At 71.5% G+C, this 15,201-nt stretch carries 14 protein-coding genes; 4 read left to right on the top strand and 10 right to left on the bottom strand.

Going from position 1 to position 15,201, the window contains the following annotated elements:
- Positions 1–6: 6 nt before the first annotated feature.
- Positions 7–1,596 (bottom strand): hypothetical protein, encoded by a 1,590-nt coding sequence (locus AOK17_RS25330; protein WP_055614861.1) that lies wholly within the window; start codon positions 1,594–1,596, stop codon positions 7–9.
- A gap of 191 nt (positions 1,597–1,787) precedes the next feature.
- Positions 1,788–2,039, bottom strand: a complete 252-nt coding sequence (locus AOK17_RS25325; RefSeq protein WP_055614860.1) for a helix-turn-helix domain-containing protein — start codon at positions 2,037–2,039, stop codon at positions 1,788–1,790.
- Between the two features lie 83 nt (positions 2,040–2,122).
- Between AOK17_RS25325 and map the strand changes: the two genes are divergently transcribed.
- A complete protein-coding gene (gene map / locus AOK17_RS25320; protein WP_055614859.1) occupies positions 2,123–2,890 on the top strand; it encodes a type I methionyl aminopeptidase in 768 nt (255 codons plus the stop codon).
- 57 nt (positions 2,891–2,947) lie between these two features.
- Here map and ggt read toward each other — a convergent pair whose 3' ends face one another.
- Entirely contained in the window at positions 2,948–4,756 is a 1,809-nt protein-coding gene (ggt, locus tag AOK17_RS25315) for a gamma-glutamyltransferase (RefSeq protein ID WP_055614858.1), read from the bottom strand.
- A 103-nt stretch (positions 4,757–4,859) separates the two neighbouring features.
- Here ggt and AOK17_RS25310 point away from each other — a divergent pair, with 103 nt between their 5' ends.
- Both AOK17_RS25310 and AOK17_RS25305 read left to right on the top strand, forming a co-directional pair.
- Positions 4,860–5,609: a hypothetical protein gene (locus AOK17_RS25310; protein WP_206190831.1), complete on the top strand. Its 750-nt coding sequence runs from the start codon at positions 4,860–4,862 to the stop codon at positions 5,607–5,609.
- Between the two features lie 117 nt (positions 5,610–5,726).
- On the top strand, positions 5,727–7,295 hold the full coding sequence (locus tag AOK17_RS25305; protein ID WP_055614857.1) for a CocE/NonD family hydrolase: 1,569 nt from the start codon (positions 5,727–5,729) through the stop codon (positions 7,293–7,295).
- 35 nt (positions 7,296–7,330) lie between these two features.
- Here AOK17_RS25305 and AOK17_RS25300 read toward each other — a convergent pair whose 3' ends face one another.
- The 3 genes from AOK17_RS25300 to AOK17_RS25290 all read right to left on the bottom strand — a co-directional run bounded on the left by AOK17_RS25300 (position 7,331) and on the right by AOK17_RS25290 (position 8,881).
- Entirely contained in the window at positions 7,331–7,552 is a 222-nt protein-coding gene (locus tag AOK17_RS25300) for a hypothetical protein (protein WP_055614856.1), read from the bottom strand.
- A gap of 17 nt (positions 7,553–7,569) precedes the next feature.
- Positions 7,570–8,313, bottom strand: a complete 744-nt coding sequence (locus AOK17_RS25295) for an amino acid ABC transporter ATP-binding protein (RefSeq protein ID WP_055614855.1) — start codon at positions 8,311–8,313, stop codon at positions 7,570–7,572.
- A 127-nt stretch (positions 8,314–8,440) separates the two neighbouring features.
- Positions 8,441–8,881, bottom strand: a complete 441-nt coding sequence (locus AOK17_RS25290) for a DUF6278 family protein (protein WP_055614854.1) — start codon at positions 8,879–8,881, stop codon at positions 8,441–8,443.
- A 224-nt stretch (positions 8,882–9,105) separates the two neighbouring features.
- On the opposite strand from AOK17_RS25290, the gene AOK17_RS25285 reads away from it, so the two are divergent.
- Complete coding sequence (locus AOK17_RS25285) at positions 9,106–10,920, top strand: SGNH/GDSL hydrolase family protein (protein ID WP_055614853.1); 1,815 nt, start codon at positions 9,106–9,108, stop codon at positions 10,918–10,920.
- A 93-nt stretch (positions 10,921–11,013) separates the two neighbouring features.
- Here AOK17_RS25285 and AOK17_RS25280 read toward each other — a convergent pair whose 3' ends face one another.
- The 4 genes from AOK17_RS25280 to AOK17_RS25265 all read right to left on the bottom strand — a co-directional run.
- On the bottom strand, positions 11,014–11,793 hold the full coding sequence (locus AOK17_RS25280; RefSeq protein ID WP_055614852.1) for an exodeoxyribonuclease III: 780 nt from the start codon (positions 11,791–11,793) through the stop codon (positions 11,014–11,016).
- Between the two features lie 30 nt (positions 11,794–11,823).
- Positions 11,824–12,459, bottom strand: a complete 636-nt coding sequence (locus AOK17_RS25275) for an MBL fold metallo-hydrolase (protein WP_055614851.1) — start codon at positions 12,457–12,459, stop codon at positions 11,824–11,826.
- Between the two features lie 34 nt (positions 12,460–12,493).
- Complete coding sequence (gene pcaDC, locus AOK17_RS25270; RefSeq protein WP_206190833.1) at positions 12,494–13,783, bottom strand: bifunctional 3-oxoadipate enol-lactonase/4-carboxymuconolactone decarboxylase PcaDC; 1,290 nt, start codon at positions 13,781–13,783, stop codon at positions 12,494–12,496.
- Between the two features lie 185 nt (positions 13,784–13,968).
- The coding region (locus AOK17_RS25265) for an SWIM zinc finger family protein (RefSeq protein ID WP_206190830.1) at positions 13,969–15,201 on the bottom strand (1,233 nt) is incomplete at its 5' end.

Here is a 15,201-nt window from a genome sequence, read left to right as displayed (position 1 = left end):
GACAGCTCAAGCCGTGTAGCCCGCGACCCTGAGGGCGTGGATCAGGTCCCAGTGGCGTTGTTGTGAGACGTGGCGGGCCGCTTCGAGGAGGAGGGGGATGAGGCGGGGCGGGTCGGTCTCGACGCTGCGGGCGGCCTCTTCGGGGGTGCGGATGCGGACGTACGCGTCGAGGAGCGCCCGGACCTCGCGGTGACGGTCCTCCCCGACCAGGCCCATCACGGCCTCGCCTATCTCCGGGGCGGGGCGCACGACGCCCTGGCGGAGCATCTGGTCGCCGTCCGCGGTGCGTCCCGCCACCGCGAGCGCGTCGGCGGCGGCGACCAGGCGGTCGGCGGGCAGGGAGGCGGCCTCCCAGAGGAGGGTGGCCCAGTCGGCGCCCAGGCCCGCGCGGTGGAGCTCGGCGGCGAGGAGCGGGAAACGGGCGGCGGGCCAGTACGCGGCCTCGACCAGTACGGCGTGGGCCTCACCGCTGTGGCCCTCCCGCCGCAGCCGGACGAGCCGCTCGACGGTCTGGACGGTGGTCCGGCGCGCCTCGTCGTCCAGCGGCTCACGCCGCGCCTTCGGCCGCGCGGGCTCCTCGGCGACTCCGGCGAAGCGGGCCCCGCGCAGCGTGGGCTCCGCGGTGGACGGCACGGGCATGGCCGGTGCGGCAGCCGCGGCGGCGTCCTCGTCCATCATCCCGGCGAACCGGGCGCTGCCACGCGCACGGCGCTTCGAGCGCTGCTTGGAGGCGCGGCCCTTGGCGGGCTCCGGAGTCTCGGGGGCCGCCGCCTCGTCCTCCCGGGCGGCCGTGGGGCGCGGAGCCGCCTCGGGAGCGGGTGCCGCGGCCTGCCAGCCGCTCTCGGCCGCTTGTCTGGCGGCCTCCCCGGCGGCCCGGTCCGCGGACGCGTCGCGCCAGAGGTCCGGCCAGTCGTCCTCGTCCGGCGCGGGGCGCTGCGGGCCCCCGCGTCCCGTGGACGGCCCGGCGCTCGCGCCACCGCTCCGGTCGCTCCGGGGCTCCTCGTTCCGGGGCTCCTCGTCCCAGAAGACGTCGGTGCCGATCTCGCCGGGCGGGATGGTCAGCGCTCCCTGCGCCCGGCCGCCGACCGCGCGTTGGTCCAACTCGTCCATGCGGGAACGGAGTTCGGTGCAGCGGGCGGTCGCGCGGTCGTGGTCGTCGCGGGCCCAGGCCAGGTCGATGCGGTAGGACTCGGCCTCTTCCGGGCCGGTGGCCGTACGCAATGAGCGGCCGAGTTCCGAGAGCCGTTCGGCGGCGTAGCGCTGTTCGCGGAGCATGACGTCGAGGCGGTCGCTGAGGGCGTCGCGGCCACCGGGCCGCCCGTCGTACGCGGCGAGGGACGCGCCGTGCAGTACCCGCGCCCGGTCGGACTCCTGGGCGGCGGCCCGGTCGCCGAACTCCGCGGCGACATCCTGGAGGAGCGCCTGCACGACGTCCCAGGGCGGCACCTCCGTACCGTCCAGACAGGCCCGCATCCCCTCGGGGTCGCGCTGCCAGAACACGCCGCACCAGCCGCCGCCCTGGTCCAGCCGGGACAGCAGGCCATTGAGATATTGCGCGAACTCCCGCACCTGGCCCGGGAGTTGTTCCACCGCCATTACCTTCACCCCACGCCAGACTGGAGTACTCCGGTTCGATAGAAAACACCGTTCGTGTTACGGAATGGCTACAACGAGTTTTCGACCCGGACGCAGAGTGCGGTTACTGACCCGGAACGTGACGTGAGGGGCCCCAGAACGAGGGATTCCGACACGAGAGGTCCCGGACTTGACGGGGCGTCACCTGCGCGTCACGCCGGGGCGAGCGCACACGTGCCCGCGATCTCGTCCATCGAGAGGCCCAGCACCCGCGCCAGCGCCGCCACCGTGAAGAAGGCGGGGGTCGGCGCGCGACCGGTCTCGATCTTGCGGAGGGTCTCGGCGGAGATGCCCGCGCTCGCGGCGATCTCCACCATGCTGCGGCCACCGCGGGCCTCACGCAGCAGCTTGCCGAGCCGCTCGCCGCGTTCGTGCTCTTCGGGGGTCAGCGGGGTTCGCACCATGCGCCCACCCTAATACCGGCGACCGTTATTTGAATAGGCGGGCGGAGGTCACCGCCCACACCTCGACCGGTATAGTAATTGGCATGGTGGAACTGAAGACGGACACGTCTATCGACGCGATGTACGAAGCGGGCCAGGTCGTGGCCCGGGCCCTCACGGCGGTGCGGGAGGCCGCCGGCGTGGGCGTCTCGCTCCTGGAGCTGGACGAGGTCGCGCACCAGGTCCTGCGGGACGCGGGCGCGGGCTCCCCCTTCCTCGGCTATCGCCCCTCCTTCGCTCCCGTGCCCTTCCCGGCCGTCATCTGCGCCTCCGTGAACGACGCGATCGTGCACGGCATCCCGACCGGCTACCGGCTGCGCGACGGCGACCTGGTCTCGATCGACTTCGGCGCCGAACTCGGCGGCTGGGTGGGCGACTCGGCGATCAGCTTCGTGGTCGGCACACCGCGCCCCGCCGACCTGCACCTCGTCGAGACCGCCGAGCGCGCCCTCGCGGCGGGCATCGAGGCGGCCGTCGTCGGCAACCGCATCGGCGACATCGCGCACGCGATCGGCACGGTGTGCCGCGCGGCGGGGTACGGCATCCCGGACGGCTTCGGCGGCCACGGAATAGGCCGCCGCATGCACGAGGACCCGCCCGTGCCGAACGAGGGGCGGCCCGGCCGCGGCCTGCCGCTGCGGCACGGCATGGCCCTCGCCATCGAGCCGATGCTCATCGCCGGCGGCACCGACGAGTACCACGCCGCCGCCGACGGCTGGACCCTCCGCACGAACGACGGCACCCGGGCGGCCCACGCGGAACACACGGTGGCCATCACGGACGCGGGGCCGCGCATCCTGACGGCCCGCTGACCACCCGCCGCCCCTCTGCCGGGGCCTCACGGATCCGACGGCCCGACGGCCCCCGGCCTACGGCGCCGGCCGCACCACCATCGCCGACCCGCCGCCCCGGCGGACGGTCTCGGCCGCCGCCAGCCACTTGCCGTTCGGGAGGCGTTGGACGCCGGTCGCCGCGCCGATCTCCGGGTTCTGCCGGAAGCCGTGGCCCAGAGACTCCAGCTGGGCCCTCAACGGGCTGTTCCACAGGCCCGGTTCGAGCTCGGTGGTCGTCTGGTTGCGCTGGCTGGCACGCGGGGCGGCGATCGCGTCGACGAGCGGGAGGCCCCGGTCGACGAACCCGGTCAGCGTCTGCAGGACCGTCGTGACGATGGTCGCGCCGCCGGGCGAGCCCAGCGCCACCACCGGCTTGGCGTGAGAGTCGAGGACGATCGTCGGCGAGATCGACGAGCGCGGACGCTTGCCAGGACCCGGCAGGTTCGGGTCGTGCACGGCCGGGCTCGCCGGCGCGAAGGAGAAGTCCGTCAGCTCGTTGTTGAGGATGAAGCCCCGGTCCGGGACGGTGATCCCGCTGCCGCCGGTCTGCTCGATGGTGAGGGTGTACGCGACGACGTTGCCCCACTTGTCGGCCGCCGTGAGGTGGGTCGTGTTCTCGCCCTCGTACGTCGTCGGCGCGGCCTTGCCACCGGCCGCGCACGCCGCCGGGTCGCGCGGGTCGCCGGGCGCCAGCGGGCTCGTCAGCACCGCGTCGTCCTTGATGAGGCACTCGCGCGAGTCGGCGTACTTCTGCGAGAGGAGTTCCTTCGTCGGTACGTCCTCGAAGGCAGGGTCGCCCACCCAGCGCCCCCGGTCCGCGAAGGCGATCCGGCTCGCCTCGATGTAGCGGTGCAGGTACTGGACGTCCGTGGCCTTCGAAAGGTCGGTGTTCTCCAGGATGTTGAGAGCCTCCCCGACCGTGGTGCCACCGGAGGACGAGGGCGCGATCGAGTAGACGCCCAGCCCGCGGTACGAGGCCTTCGTGGGCGCCTGCCTCTTCGCCTCGTACTTCGCCAGGTCCTTCAGGGACAGCTCGCCGGGGCGCGCGTTGTAGCCCGAAGCCGGGTCCACCGGCGGCTTGTTCACCGTGGCGACGATGTCCTTGGCCAGCTTGCCGCGATAGAGCCCGCCCACGCCCTTGCGGCCCAACTCCTCGTACGTACGGGCGAGATCGGGGTTCTTGAACGTCGAGCCGACGACCGGCAGCGAACCACCCGGCAGGAACAGCTCGGCCGTGTCGGGGAAGTTCCGGAACCTCGCCTCGTTGGACTCGGTCTGCGAGCGGAACGTGGCGTCGACGGTGAACCCGTCGCGCGCGAGCCGCTCCGCGGGCTTCAGCAGCGATCCGAGCCCCTTGCTGCCCCAGCTGTCCAACGCCTTCTGCCAGGTGGCGGGAGTCCCGGGCGTGCCCACGCCCAGACCGCTGGTCACCGCGTCGGCGAACGGGATCGGCTGGCCGTTCTCCAGGAAGAGCCCCGAGTCGGCCGTCAGGGGCGCCGTCTCACGTCCGTCGATCGTCCGCACCGTACGGGACTTGGCGTCGTAGTAGACGAAGTAGCCGCCCCCTCCGATGCCCGACGAGTACGGCTCGGTGACGCCGAGCGCCGCCGCCGTGGCGACGGCCGCGTCCACCGCGTTCCCGCCCTTGCGGAGGATCTCGATCCCGGCGGCCGAGGCGTCCGCGTCCACGCTCGCGACGGCCCCGCCGTACCCGACGGCGACCGGCACCTTCTCGGCCGGGCCCGAGCCCCCGGAAGGTCCTGAAGAGGGCGGTGCCGCCCCCACCGACATCACCGCGGCCGAAACCGCCACCACAGCCAGACTCCGCGCGCCCGAGCGCCCCATCCGTACCTCCAGTTAACGACCGTCTGCGCAGCGTAACTCCTGGGCATGGCCGCGTCAGGTCCCTCTCGAACACCGGTGCAGGTGCCCGCTAGCATGCGCGCCCATGAATGACGACGTGCGCAACATCGTCCTCGGCGTGGTCGCCGCCGGCCTCAGCGCCGCGCTGGGCTGGCTCGCCCGTACGTACCTGTGGAAGCGCAAGCTGCGCCGCAAGCAGGCCTTCTTCGGCCTGCCCGACAACTCCGAGTCGCTCCTGGTGGTCAACCGCGAGGCCGGCGGCGCGGAACTCTCGGTGATGCGCCATGACGTCTTCGCGCTGCTCGAACTCTCCGCCCTGATCAAGGACTGCGGCGCCCACGCCCAGGTCATCGCGCACGACGCGGCACAGCAGGGCTTCGGGGAGCGCACGGAGTTCTGCGTGGGCGGGCCGTCGTCGAACCGGCGCATGGCCGCGCATCTGCACTCGCTGCTGCCGGGCATCCGCGTCAACGTCGACCCCGAACCGGGCCCGGACCGCGGCGCGTTCCAGATAGGCAGCGAGCGCTACCGGCTGGAGCCCGGCAAGGGCGAGTACGTGATCCTCGCCCGGCTCACTGCGGGCAACACGGCACGGCCCGTCTTCCTCTTCTGCGGGCAGCGCGCGATCACCAACCAGGCCGCGACCCGCTATGTGGCGCGCAACCACGAACGGCTGGCCCGCAAGCACGGCAACAACTCCTTCGTGATCCTCCTGAAGGTCGTGAACTCCCAGGCGTACGGGCCGGATGTCGTCGAGCTCGTCGCGGACGTCACTCGCGCCTCACAGACCCCACTGCCTGCGGTTCCCGCACGGAGCACCCACCGCGCCTCCTAGGTTCCAGCACATTTCAACAATCGTTACTCGTGCGTAACTTACCGACGGGTTACTTGCGGTAAGGCAACGAGGTTACCGTCGGGTCACTTTGGCACTTACACGTGTGAGGAGTGACCTGTGGGACATCCGCGCAAGGCTCTGCGTACCACCGCCGTAGGTGTCGTCTCGGCGACCCTGATCGCCGGCACGGCTCTCGGGCTCGCCCCGGCCGCACAGGCGGCACCCGCCGCCGTCCGGTTCGTCGACATCACCGGGGACGGCGGCACCGTCCTCAAGGCCAATGTCGTCATGCCCGCGAACGCCGACGCCACCCGCGCCTACCCGCTCATCGTGCTGCCCACGAGCTGGGGCCTGCCCCAGGTCGAGTATCTCGCCCAGGCCCAGAAACTCGCCGACTCCGGCTATGTCGTGGTCAGTTACAACGTCCGCGGCTTCTGGCAGTCGGGCGGAGAGATAGAAGTAGCGGGTCCACCCGACATAGCCGACGCGTCAAAGGTCATCGACTGGGCCCTCGCCAACACCCCGTCCGACGCCCGGAACATCGGCATGGCGGGCGTCTCGTACGGCGCCGGCATCAGCCTGCTCGCCGCCGCGCACGACAAGCGCGTCAAGGCCGTCGCGTCCCTCAGCGGCTGGGCCGACCTCATCGACTCGATCTACTCGGGCCGCACCCAGCACTCCCAGGCCGCCGCCCTGCTCAACGGCGCGGGCCAGATCACCGGCCGCCCCAGCGCCGAACTCCAGCAGATCTTCAAGGACTTCTTCGCATCCAATCTCGACAAGGAGCAGGAGCTGATCGCCTGGGGGAAGAAACGTTCCCCCTCGACCTACGTCGACCAGCTCAACAAGAACGGCGCGGCGATCCTGCTCGCCAACGGTTGGGGCGACACGATCTTCCCGCCCAACCAATACGCCGAGTTCTACGAGCAGTTGACCGGCCCGAAGCGGCTGGAGTACCGGCCGGGCGACCACGCCACCGCCGAGGTGACAGGCCTGTTCGGGCTCCCCAACGACGTGTGGACGGACACGAGCCGCTGGTTCGACCACTACCTCAAGGGCGTGGACAACGGCATCGACCGTGAGCAGCCGGTCCAGCTCAAGTCCCGTTCCACCGGCGGCTACGAGGGCTACCCGGACTGGAAGTCGGTCGGCGCGACACGCAAGAAGATCGCCCTCGCGGGCTCCACCACGATCCGCGCGAACGTCAACTCGGGCGCGGACGGCGGGATCATCTTCCTGTCCAGCATCCTCGACCAGCTCGCCCAACTGCCGCCGGTGGCGTCGATCCCGCTGCTGCCCCGCCGGTACGCGGCGGTCTGGCAGTCGGAGAAGTACGCGAGCGCCCAACGGGTGCGCGGCACCACGAAATTGCACACAACCCTCACGAGTACCAAGGAGAGCGGCACCCTCGTCGCGTACCTCTACGACGTGGGCCCGCTCGGCCTCGGCAAGCTGGTCAGCAACGCGCCGTACACCTTCCACGGGCAGACGCCCGGCAAGCCGTTCGGCGTCGACCTGGAGTTGTTCTCCACGGCCTACGACGTCCCGGCAGGGCATCGACTCGCCCTGGTGGTCGACACGGTCGACCCGCTCTACATCGAGCACAACCCGACCGGCGCGCAGCTGACCTTCTCCTCGCCCGCGGCCGACCAGTCGTACGTGTCGGTACCGCTGCGCGAGCAGTGATCTCCGGCTGCTGCCGGGCGGGCCATTGCCCCTCGCTACCGCGTGCCCGGCAGCAGCGTCCCTGGTTCGGCCGGGGTGGTGTCCACGGCCTCTGTCCCCATCACCACGGCAGTGAACGGCATATCGTAGTCGAGGTTCGGCCCGGTCGGCCCGTCGCCCCGGGGGGACTTCGCACCGGATCCGGGCGCCGGAATCAACTCCGTTCCGTGGACGTGGAGTTGGGACAGGAACGGGAGTGGCGTCGGGAGTGTGATCATGATCTCGCTCCCCCCGCTCAGTGCTTGAGGATCTTCGAGAGGAAGTCCTTGGCGCGGTCGCTGCGCGGGTTGGTGAAGAACTCCTCGGGCGTGCGGTCCTCGACGATGCGGCCGTCGGACATGAAGACGACACGGTTCGCGGCCGAGCGGGCGAAGCCCATTTCGTGGGTGACGACCACCATGGTCATGCCCTCGCTCGCGAGTTGCTGCATGACCTCCAGGACCTCGTTGATCATCTCCGGGTCGAGTGCCGAGGTCGGCTCGTCGAAGAGGAGCGCCTTGGGGTCCATGGCGAGGGCGCGGGCGATGGCCACGCGCTGCTGCTGGCCGCCGGAGAGCTGGGCCGGGTACTTCGGAGCCTGCGAGACGAGGCCCACGCGGTCCAGGAGTTCGAGCGAGCGCTTGTCGGCCTCGGCCTTCTTGCGGCCACGCACCTTGATCTGACCGAGCGAGACGTTCTGCAGGACCGTCTTGTGCGCGAAGAGGTTGAACGCCTGGAAGACCATCCCGACCTCGGCGCGGAGCATGGCGAGGTCCTTGCCCTCCTCCGGCAGCAGCTTCCCGTCGAGTTTGATCTCCCCGGAACGGATCGTCTCCAGCCTGTTGATGGCCCTGCACAGAGTCGATTTCCCCGACCCCGAAGGGCCGATGACCACGACCACCTCCCCCTTGCCGACGGTGAGGTTGATGTCCTGTAGGACATGCAGCTCCCCGAAGTACTTGTTGACGTCACGCAGCTCGATCAACGGATCGACGGCCATCCTCAGCCCTACCCACTCTCAGCTGTGTCGCGATTCCCGCAAGCTATCCACACAAGAGTGGAGTTAATACCCGACACGCACTTTTCGGGCATTAGCCGTATTTAAGGCGGCAGCCAGGGCCTGAACCTTACGCTTCCGCGACCTCGGCGTACAGCTGCGAGAGTTCGGGAGCACCGCTGGCCGCCCATTCGTGACCGACGGAAACCACGTCGAACTCACGGCCGGAGGCCAGTCGTACGACCGGCTGGCCGCCCGGCCAGATCTCCCAGACGGCGCCGGGCACCGTGCGCACGATGACCGTGCCGAGATAGAGGCCGGCGTCGTTGCCCAGCCAGGGCAGGCTCTCCTCGTCGTCCCGCCAGCGCGGCACCAACTGGTCCAGCGCCTCCAACGAGGCCGCGGAGTCGTCGAGTTCGACCCCCGCCTGATGTGCCTGAGAGCGCAGCAGCTCGCACTCGGAGAGCAGTTCGGCCACCCCCTCGCGGTCGCTCTCACTGTCGGAGAAGACCGCGACTCCTCCGGCAGGGCCCCGCTTCTTGCGCCAGTTGCCCAGGAAAGGGATGTTCATACACCCAGCCTGTCATCCCTATCGCCCGGCGCACCACAGGGCACGCGGAACGCCTGTTCCCAGGGAGTTCGCGCCGAGTTCGCGCCCGGATCATTGACGAGTCCCTGCCGCCTCTTTAGCTTCACGGTGCATCTGTCACCTCGTCGGCGAACCGTGCCCGAGCGGTTCGGGAGCCGTTGGTCCGTGAGTCGTTGGTCCGTGAGTCGTAAGTGGGAGGAGTCGGTGTGCGCCGACGTGTCTGGGGTACGGCCGTCGTTCTCGCTCTGCTCTCGGCGGCGGTGACGGTCCCGGCGACGGCCGCCACGGCTGAGTCGCCTACGGTGTCCGAGGTGCCCGCGCTGCCCTCGGTACCCGCCAAGGAGAGGCCGCTGCCGCTGGAGCGGCACTTCGACAACACCGCCGTCAGCGACGACGCGCGGCCCGGCGAGGCGGACTTCGACGGCTCCGGCGGCTCCCTGTCGGCGCAGGACCTGACCGCCGCAGGCTGGACACCAGGACGCTCGCTGACGGTCCAGGGCGCCCGGCTGACCTGGCCCCGCCGGGCCGCGGGCGAGCCCGACAACGTACGCGCCGACGGCCAGTCCGTACGGGTCGCAGGCCGCGGTGACGCGCTCGCCTTCCTGGTGGCGGGCACCGGCGGCGGCGATCAGAGCGGCACGGGGGTGGTGCGGTACGCGAACGGCTCGCGATCCTCCTACCGGCTGACCGCGTCCGACTGGCGCGGCGGACCGCTCGCCACCAAGGCCGTGGCCCTGCCGCACATCAACACGCCCGGCGGCCAACTCGCCGAGAAGGCAAGGCTGTACGTCGTCACCGTGCCGATCGTCCAGGGGCGCGAGGTGGCTTCGGTGGAGCTGCCGCGCAACACCGACCTGCATGTGTTCTCACTCTCGGTGCGCGCCGACTCCCGTGGCTGGACCGGAAGTTGGGCCGCGTCGGCCTCCGGCTACACGGCGGTCGGGCCGTGGACCGACCGGACGCTGCGGCTCGTGGTGCACACCTCGACGGGCGGACCGCGGGTGCGGATCCGGCTCGACAACACCTTCGCCGCCGCGCCCGTACGGATCGGCAGCGCGACGGTGGCCGTGCAGGCGTCCGGCGCCAGTCCGCGCAGCGCGCCCGTGCCGCTGTCGTTCCGGGGTGCGGCGGGCACCGAGATCCCGGCGGGAGCACAGGCGTTCAGCGATCGGCTGGCCTTCGACGTCCCCGCGGACGCCAACCTCCTCGTGAGCTTCCATCTGCCCGGGACGGTGACGGCGGCACCCGTGCACAGCCTGGCCCTCCAGACGTCGTACGTCAGCACGCCGGGCGACCATGCCGGGGACGGCAGCCCGGACGCGTACACCTCGACGATCACCACCTGGCCGCTGCTGACCGGTGTCGACGTGGGCGGCGGGCCCGGGTCCGTCGTGCTGCTCGGCGACTCGATCACGGACGGCGAGAAGTCGACGCGGGACGCGAACCGGCGCTGGCCCGATGTGCTCGCCGGGCGCCTGCGGAACCAGAGTGTGGTCCCGCGCTATGGGGTCCTCAACCATGGGATCTCGGCGAACCGTGTGGTGAGCGACCGCTACACGGGTGATGGGGTCTCCACGGACACGGGTGGCGTGAGCGCCCTGCACCGCCTGAACCGGGATGTCCTCGCCCAGACGTCGGCGCGTACCGTCGTCGTCTTCCAAGGGGTCAACGACGTCCGCTGGGGAGCGACTGCGGAGCAGGTCGTGGCCGGGCTGCGGGAGATCGCCGACCGGGCGCGCGGGCGCGGGCTGCGGGTGCTGGTCGCGACGATCGCGCCGTGCGAGGGGGAGGCTCGGTGTACAGCTGCGGTTGACGCCGAACGTGTCGCCGTGAACCAGTGGATCCGGTCAGAGGCCGGGTCCAAGTCCGGGTTCGACGGGGTGCTCGACTTCGATGCGGTGTTGCGGGACCCGGCGCATCCGGCGCGGATTCTCCCCGCTTACGACAGCGGGGATCATCTGCATCCGGGGGAACCGGGGCTCGCCGCGCTGGCCGAGTCGGTGGACCTGCGGCTGTTGTAGGCGCGGGCTCTTCCTGGTGAGGTCGGGTCGCGACTCGGGTGCGGGTCCGTTGTGGCCGGTCGCGCGGTTCCCCGCGCCCCTGAAGGGGCCCGGCTAGACGTCCAGGTCGACTACCACCGGGGCGTGGTCCGAGGCGCCCTTGCCCTTGCGTTCCTCTCGGTCCACGTAGGAGTCGGTGACCGCCTTGGCGAAGGGCTCGTTGCCGTAGACGAGGTCGATGCGCATGCCGCGGTTCTTGGGGAAGGCGAGCTGGCGGTAGTCCCAGTACGTGTACGGGTGGTCGTACTTGAGGGGGCGCGGGACGACGTCCGAGAGGCCGGCCTCGCGCAGGGAGGTGAGGGCGGCGCGCTCGGCCGGGGTGACGTGGGTGAGGCCCTCGAAGGCGGCCACGTCGTAGACGTCGTCGTCCGTCGGGGCCACGTTGTAGTCGCCCAGCACCGCGAAGGGGCGGCTGCCGGTCGCGTCGCCCGCGACGGCTGCCTTGAGGGCCTCGAACCACTGGAGCTTGTACGCGTAGTGGGCGTGGTCCACCTCGCGGCCGTTCGGAACGTAGACCGACCAGACGCGGACCGGGCCGCAGGTCGCGGAGACCGCTCGGGGCTCCTCGGTGCCGTCGTAGCCGGGGTCTCCGGGCAGGCCCTTGACGACGTCTTCGAGGCCTACTCGGGAGATCACCGCCACGCCGTTCCACCGGCCGGTCGCGTGGACCGCCGTCTCGTAGCCCAGCTCGCGCAGCTCGCTGACCGGGAACTTCTCGGCGGCGACCTTGGCCTCCTGGAGGCACAGCACGTCTGTGCCGCTGCTCTCCAGCCAGGCCAGCAGCCTCGGGAGACGGGCGGTGATCGAGTTCACGTTCCAGGTCGCGATACGCATGCCACACAACCTACCGGGAGCCTCTGACACTCAGAGGTCGGCGGTCTCCCCCGGTGCCAGCCGCAGGTGCTCGGAGCCGCCCAGGGCGCCGATCTGGCGGTCGTAGATGGGGCGCGCGAGGTCGGTCAGCAGGGCGTCGTGGATGTCGTACGCGCGCTGTGGCTTGACCTCGCGGACGTAGTCGATGACCTCGGAGATCTTGCTCCAGGGGGCCATGACGGGGAGCATCAGCGTCTCGACCGGGTGCTCGGGGACGGTGAGGGCGTCGCCGGGGTGGAAGACGCGGCCTCCGTCGACGAGGTAGCCGACGTTCGTGATCCGCGGGATGTCCGGGTGGATCACGGCGTGCAGTTCGCCGTGGACCTGCACATCGAAGCCCGCGGCGGTGAAGGTGTCGCCGTGACCGACGGTGTGGACACGGCCCGGGAACGCGGCCGAGAGCTGATCGGCGACGGATTTCAGCGTCCAGATCTCCGCGTCCGGGTTGGCCGCGAGACCTGCCCGCAGATGCCCCTCGCTGAAGTGGTCGGGGTGTTCGTGCGTCACGAGGATCGCGTCCACGCCGACCGCGGCGTCCTCCTCGGTGAAGACGCCGGGATCGATGACGAGCGTGCGGCCGTCCTTCTCCAGGCGGACGCAGGCGTGCGACTTCTTGGTGAGCTTCATGGTTCCCATCCTGCCTCCGGGCGGGGGCGCGGGCTCACTCCAGGGGTGTGGTCTCCTCGCGGATGACCTGCTGGGCCACCTTGAAGGCGCTGTTGGCGGCCGGTACGCCGCAGTAGACGGCCGCCTGGAGGAGCACCTCCTTGATCTCGACCGGGGTGAGGCCGTTGCGGAGGGCGGCCCGGGTGTGGAAGGCGAGTTCGTCGAGGTGGCCGCCCGCGACCAGGGCGGTGAGCGTGACACAGCTGCGCGAGCGCCGGTCGAGGCCGGGGCGGTCCCAGATCTCGCCCCACGCGTAGCGGGTGATGAACTCCTGGAAGTCTCCGGAGAACTCGTCGGCCTGGGCCAGCGCGCGGTCCACGTGCGCGTCCCCGAGCACCTCCCGGCGGACCTTGATGCCCGCGTCGTACGGGTCGGGTCTGCCCAGGACCGCCTCGGGCTGCGCGGCCGGGGCGATCTCGGCGACGGGCGACATCTGCTGCGGCGCAGCCACGACCGGGCTCGCCTGCGGCACCACGACCGCCATCTGCCCGGTGGACGAGTCGTAGGCGGGCTGCTGCCAGGCGGTGGAGAAGTGCCGTACGAGGAGATCCGTGACGGCTGCGGGCTGTTCCACGGGGACCAGGTGCGAGGCGCCGGGTACGACGGCGAGGCGGGCGTCCGGTATTCCGGCGACCAGGGTGCGGGCCTCGGCGGGGCCGGTGACCTGGTCGTCGGAGCCGACCAGGACGAGCGTCGGCACCCCGATCCGGCCCAGCTCGGCATGGATGTCGAAGGAGGCGAGCGCCTCGCACGCGGCGATGTAGCAGCCCGGGTCGGTGGTGCGCACCATCTGCACGGCCCACTCGGTGATCGCCGGCTGCGCCGCGGCGAAGCCCTGCGTGAACCAGCGCTCCGGAGACGTCCGCGCGATCGGGTCCAGGCCGTTCGTCCGTACGATCACGCCGCGCTGCCGGAACTCGTCGGCCGTGCCGAAGCGCGGTGAGGCCGCGATCAGCGTGAGCGAGGCGAGGCGCTCCGGGCGGCGCAGCGCCAGCTCGGCTCCGATGGCACCGCCGAGCGCGCAGCCCGCGTACCCGAACCGCTGGACGCCGAGCCCGTCGAGCGTGGCCAGCAGCCGCTCGGCGAGCTCGGTGACGGAACCGGCCGGGTAGGCGGGCGCACCGCCGTGACCCGGCAGGTCGAAGCGGAAGACCCGCCATTGCTTGGCCAGCTCGGGGACCTGCCGGTCCCACATGTGCCAGGTCGTACCGAGCGAGGGACCGAGGATGAGCACGGGGGCGTCATCCGGGCCGTCGAACCGGTACTGGAGGGCTGGGGACTTCATCTCACTCACCGCTCCACGCTAACTTCCGCACCTGTGGTCACGGAAACGAGCCCGATTTGTCCACGCGGCCTGCACGGAGCCACCACATGTCGCGCGGCGGGCCGGAGGGCAGGTCAGTGGAGCGTTGCCGCCCTCCGGGGCCTCGGAAAAAAAGTTGGACGCGGGCGGGGCGCACGGGGGCGCGCTCACAGGTCGGTCGGGGAGCCGAGGCCCGTGAGGGCGCCGACCGGGTCCAGGTCGGGGGTGCCCCTGGGCCACCAGTCGTCGTGGCCCGGCTCCGACTCGTAGGCGTACCAGAGGCCGTCGTGGCCCAGTCTGAGCTGTATGTGGCCGCGGGGGTGGGTGAGGTGGTTGTGCCAGGGGCGAAAGGCGGGGAAGTCGGCGGCCAGGAGGAGCGGGCGGGCCCGGTCGAAACGGCCCGCCGGCGGGTCCCAGGGCTCTTCGAGGACGGCGAGCCCTTCCAGTCCGCCCTGACGCCAGGCGGCGACCGCCCGCGCCAGCTCCGCCGGGGTGCGGCCGGCGGCGGTGGCCAGGGACGCGTACAGGGCGCGGGTCGTGGCGGTGAGGCCGGAGCCGGGGCGGGTGGCCGCGAGGCGGACGGCGTCCTGCCAGAGAGTCAGCTCTGCCACCGGGTCACGGCCCGTCGTGAGCAACGCGTGCGCGCGGGCCGCCGCGTCGGTGGCCAACTGGTCCAGCGCGAACGGGTCCGGGCCGCCCGGCGACGCCGGGTAGGCCGGGGGCTGTTCGGGGTGCGCGGGCGGCGGCAGCGGAGCCGGGAGCGGCGGCAGTGTGCGGGGCGCGAGGGCTTCGGCGGCTCGTACGCCGGGAAGTGCGGGTTCCTGCTCGGCGCGGGCCGAGCGGGCCGCCAGGGTGGCGCTGCGGCGGGACAGCGCGTCCAGCAGCTCGCGTTCGCCCCGGCCGCGCGACAGGAGGAGGACGAAGGGGTCCTCGTCCAGCAGCCGTGCCGTCTGGTAGCAGAGCGCCGCCGCGTGTTTGCAGGGGTGGCCGGAGTCGGGGCAACTGCACTGCGGTACGAGGTCCCCCGGGCCGGGGAGCAGGCCCACTCCGCTGTCGGCGAGCGACTGGGGCAGGTCCTTGTCGAGCAACGCCGCGATGTGCCCCGGCCGTTCGGCCGCGGCGTCCAGGAACCGCTCCCAGTCGTCGTCCGAGAGCGTACGCATCCGGATCTGCACGCGGTACGGCCGCGGTCGGCTGCCGTGCACGTAGGCGAGTACGAGCCCGGGCGTGACGGTGATGGCGTCCACGTGCCCCGCCCGCGCGTACGCCTTCCCCCGCCCGAGCCGTGCCGCGTCCAACGCCACGTCCTCCAGCGCGGCCACCCACGCGTTGCCCCACCACGTCTCGGCGAACCCGTCCGTGCCCTGTGGCCGCGCGGGCACAGGGCACGGACGGGTTCG

This window comes from Streptomyces phaeochromogenes (assembly GCF_001418655.1).
Classification (GTDB): domain Bacteria; phylum Actinomycetota; class Actinomycetes; order Streptomycetales; family Streptomycetaceae; genus Streptomyces; species Streptomyces phaeochromogenes.
The sequence above is the reverse complement of the archived record's forward strand: the minus strand, read 5'-3'. Positions and strand labels throughout refer to the sequence as shown.

Excerpts from the sequence above, each read along its gene's own strand:
- map (WP_055614859.1), top strand. The coding sequence starts at position 2,123 with ATGGTGGAACTGAAGACGGACACGTCTATCGACGCGATGTACGAAGCG.
- AOK17_RS25325 (WP_055614860.1), bottom strand. The coding sequence starts at position 2,039 with ATGGTGCGAACCCCGCTGACCCCCGAAGAGCACGAACGCGGCGAGCGG.
- AOK17_RS25300 (WP_055614856.1), bottom strand. The coding sequence starts at position 7,552 with ATGATCACACTCCCGACGCCACTCCCGTTCCTGTCCCAACTCCACGTC.
- AOK17_RS25280 (WP_055614852.1), bottom strand. The coding sequence starts at position 11,793 with ATGCGTATCGCGACCTGGAACGTGAACTCGATCACCGCCCGTCTCCCG.
- AOK17_RS25330 (WP_055614861.1), bottom strand. The coding sequence starts at position 1,596 with ATGGCGGTGGAACAACTCCCGGGCCAGGTGCGGGAGTTCGCGCAATAT.
- pcaDC (WP_206190833.1), bottom strand. The coding sequence starts at position 13,783 with ATGAAGTCCCCAGCCCTCCAGTACCGGTTCGACGGCCCGGATGACGCC.
- AOK17_RS25290 (WP_055614854.1), bottom strand. The coding sequence starts at position 8,881 with ATGAACATCCCTTTCCTGGGCAACTGGCGCAAGAAGCGGGGCCCTGCC.
- AOK17_RS25275 (WP_055614851.1), bottom strand. The coding sequence starts at position 12,459 with ATGAAGCTCACCAAGAAGTCGCACGCCTGCGTCCGCCTGGAGAAGGAC.
- AOK17_RS25310 (WP_206190831.1), top strand. The coding sequence starts at position 4,860 with ATGAATGACGACGTGCGCAACATCGTCCTCGGCGTGGTCGCCGCCGGC.
- AOK17_RS25295 (WP_055614855.1), bottom strand. The coding sequence starts at position 8,313 with ATGGCCGTCGATCCGTTGATCGAGCTGCGTGACGTCAACAAGTACTTC.
- ggt (WP_055614858.1), bottom strand. The coding sequence starts at position 4,756 with ATGGGGCGCTCGGGCGCGCGGAGTCTGGCTGTGGTGGCGGTTTCGGCC.